The 3,558-nt window shown below is 40.7% G+C and carries 2 protein-coding genes; both read left to right on the top strand.

The annotated features are described in order from the left end of the window. The first annotated feature begins 76 nt into the window (after window positions 1-76). Window positions 77-1,804 (top strand): cellulose-binding protein, encoded by a 1,728-nt coding sequence (locus F6K57_RS39925; RefSeq protein WP_293074369.1) that lies wholly within the window; start codon window positions 77-79, stop codon window positions 1,802-1,804. Window positions 1,805-2,157: 353 nt separating this feature from the next. Further along, window positions 2,158-3,201: a glycosyltransferase gene (locus F6K57_RS39920; RefSeq protein ID WP_293074367.1), complete on the top strand. Its 1,044-nt coding sequence runs from the start codon at window positions 2,158-2,160 to the stop codon at window positions 3,199-3,201. Window positions 3,202-3,558: the final 357 nt, after the last annotated feature.

The raw sequence follows: 3,558 nt of genomic DNA, 5'->3' as shown, positions 1-3,558 counted from the left end.
GCTACTTGAGTGAAGTCAGCTTACCAATAACTTCCAATTATAAAGTCAGTTTTGCTAGCCCTGATAGTTAAAATTAGTGTACAGTAGATTTTTTAAAAAAATCCAAATAATTACATTATTTTTTTTTAGTTTTTGTATAACTTTATTCATTGCGCTTAATCCAACATATCCTGAACAATTTTATCAAAAAGTTAATAGTTTTTTAAGTAAATCAACGGTTCAAAACTCTCTGGATAAAACTAGTAACTTAGGAACTAACCTGAATGGAATTGCTGATTGGTCAACTGAACTTCCTTTCTTAGATGCCTTCAAATCTTCGAGACCATGGATTACTCAATGTGTCTCTGGAGAAACAGGCTGTAGTGGTTCATGGGATACTGAGGAATACGATAAACTCGATTTAGACGAACACGGCTGGGTTAAGTCTTTACCTGCTCCAGAAGCTTCTCCTGAATATACTCGTGTGGCTACACTACTTTTTACAGGGATGAAAAATTATCCAGCTGGAAAGTATGTGGTTTTATACGATGGAGAAGGCACTATAGAATACAAGTTTGATGCTACCAAAGATGAGGTAGCGTCAAGGCCAGGAAGAGATGTAATTAATGTCACTCCATCTGGGGCTAGTATCTATTTAATAATTACCTCTACGGATCCTAATCACACGGGGAATTATATTCGCAACATTCGTGTTGTTGAAGCTAAGTATGAAGACACTTACGTGTCTGAACTATTTAATCCTGAATTCATCAATAAAATTAAAAAATTTAAAGCCATCCGTTTTATGGACTGGATGGAAACCAATCATTCTAAGCAAGGGGAATGGGCAAATAGACCAAAAGTAGATGATGCCTCCTACGCTTACGGTAAAGGTGTACCTGTAGAAATCATGGTTAAACTGGCCAATCGAATTGGTGCTGATCCATGGTTTAATATGCCCCATCAAGCTACAGATGAGTATATAACTAATTTTTCCCAAATAGTTAAAGATACCTTAGATCCAAATCTAAGGGTTTATGTGGAACTGTCTAATGAAGTGTGGAATTGGCAATTCCAACAAGCTAACTATGCCTTAGCTCAAGGTCAAGCTAGGTGGGGCAAGGATAAAGGAGATGCATACATGCAATGGTATGGCATGCGTACTGCTCAAATGTCTGATATTTGGAAAAAGGTATTTGGTAGTGACAGCAATAACGTTGTGTCTGTTATGGCTACCCATACCGTATGGCTTGGTTTGGAAAATGCTGCTTTGGATTGTCCTTTGTGGGTAGCAGAGGGTAATACTCCTTGTTATCAACATAGTATTGATGCTTTTGCGATCGCGGGATATTTTAATGGCAGCTTAAACGCGGAAGAAAACGAAAGCACCATAGAATCTTGGTTGAATGAACCCGATGGCGGAGTGTCAAAAGCGTTTAAGCAGATCAAATCCGGGGGTTTACTTCCCACAGAAGAAGACTATGAGAGTTTAAGTGATATTGATCAAATTTTTAACTATCATCAAAAAGTAGCAGCTAAGAGAAAACTACAGTTAGTGGTTTACGAAGGTGGTCAACATCTTGTCAAGTCCGATAATCAAAAACTAACTGAGTTTTTCATTGAGCTTAATAGACATCCAGAAATGTACAAAATTTATACACAACTCCTGAATGAATGGAAGAATCAGGGCGGTGGCTTATTTATGCACTTTTCTGATATCAAGAAGCCGACTAAATGGGGGAGCTGGGGTGCTTTAGAACATGTATACCAAAAGAGTTCACCCAAGTATGATGCTCTCATAGACTTTATCGATCAAAATTCCTGATTCTGTAAACTTCCCTAGAAAGCTGTACAAGGGTGAATCTGCTACAGTTTAATCTGGCTAAAATCTTTCACCAACAACGATAGCGTTAGGGAAACATAAGCATTCAGCTATCAGCGTGTCGCGTATCAGCTATCAGCTAAAAACTTATGGCCACACTACTGTTCGCGCAGCGTGCGCGTAGCGCAATCGGTGTTTTTGAATAAAATAAGCTGACGGCTGACGGCTGACGGCTGAACGCGCACGCGTGCGCGTAGCGCATATGCTTACAGGGAAACAGCGTTTCAGTGCTACCTCTACGTTTCAATTCTTTGCCTCGTCCAAGAAAAGAGCTAAATTCTCAAAGCAGTTAAACGATGAACAATCTCTCAGCTGTAGAATACAAACCCCAAGGTGTGAAGCAAATTGGATTAGTTGTGATTGGACGCAATGAAGGTGAACGCCTACGTCAGTGTCTACTGTCTGTGATTAAGAACGCCGCTCGTGTGGTTTATGTCGATTCTGGCTCCACAGATAACAGTGTGGAAATCGCTCATTCTTTAGGGGTAGAGGTGATTGGACTCGACCTATCTAAACCGTTTACTGCAGCTCGTGCTAGGAATGCGGGATATATCTATCTCAAACATTTAGAGCCAAATCTTAAGTTTGTCCAATTCGTGGATGGGGATTGTGAGGTAGTAGGGGGATGGCTCGACTATGCTCAAGGGGAACTGGAAGCCAACCCTAATGTCGCTGTAGTCTGTGGTCGCCGACGAGAACGCTTCCCTGAAAAATCTATATATAACCGATTGTGCGACATGGAGTGGGATACACCAGTGGGTGAAGCTTCCGCCTGTGGTGGTGATGCCATGATGCGTACAGAAGCTTTTGAACAAGTCGGAGGGTTTAATCCTACCCTAATTGCTGGTGAAGAACCGGAACTGTGCCTGCGCCTGCGCCAAAGGGGTTGGAAGATTTTTCGCCTAGATGCTGAAATGACTTGGCATGATGCCCAAATGACTCGTTTTAGTCAGTGCTGGAAGCGGTTCTTAAGAGCAGGTCATGCTTACGCTGAGGGAGCCTGGTTACACGGTCACACTCCAGAACGCCATTGGGTGAAAGAAAGCCGGAGCATTTGGTTCTGGGGATTACTCTTACCCCTGTTAGTATTTGCGATCGCATGGCTCACCCATGGCTTGAGCTTATTGCTGTTGCTTGGTTATCCTCTGATGAGTTACCGGATCTATCGTCATAAGTCCCAAACAGGTTTGAGCTCAAAAGATGCTTTACTTTATAGTCTCTCTTGCATGATCGGCAAGTTTCCTCAAGTCCAAGGTCAGATTCAATTTCACCTAAATCGATTGCTAGGACAGCGTAGTAACTTGGTTGAGTACAAAACTGTACTTAATAGTAACAGTTAGATAGCGTTTGTATTTGAGTTGTGAACAAAGGATTGATAGAAAAAGGGAACAGGGAATCGGGAATCGGGAATCGGGAATCGGGAACATTATAAAACAGATATGATGAGATTTTAAAACCTCTATAAATTTGATAGTTATTTAAGGGTTTATTTTTGGATAGTTAATCTATCAAAATTTATCTAAAGTTAGATAATTCATAAATGGTTAAAATCCCAAAAATAACGAGTATTTAGTGGATGTAATATACAGCGTTTTTCATAAGTATGAGATAAACAGGATTTTTTCAATCTTGCCTATTCCCTATTCCCTGTTCCCTATTCCCTATTCCCTGTTCCCTATTCCCTATTCCCTATTCCA

It is taken from the genome of Moorena sp. SIO4A5, from assembly GCF_010672005.1.
Taxonomy (GTDB): domain Bacteria; phylum Cyanobacteriota; class Cyanobacteriia; order Cyanobacteriales; family Coleofasciculaceae; genus Moorena.
The sequence above is the reverse complement of the archived record's forward strand: the minus strand, read 5'-3'. Positions and strand labels throughout refer to the sequence as shown.

Excerpts from the sequence above, each read along its gene's own strand:
- F6K57_RS39920 (WP_293074367.1), top strand. The coding sequence starts at position 2,158 with ATGAACAATCTCTCAGCTGTAGAATACAAACCCCAAGGTGTGAAGCAA.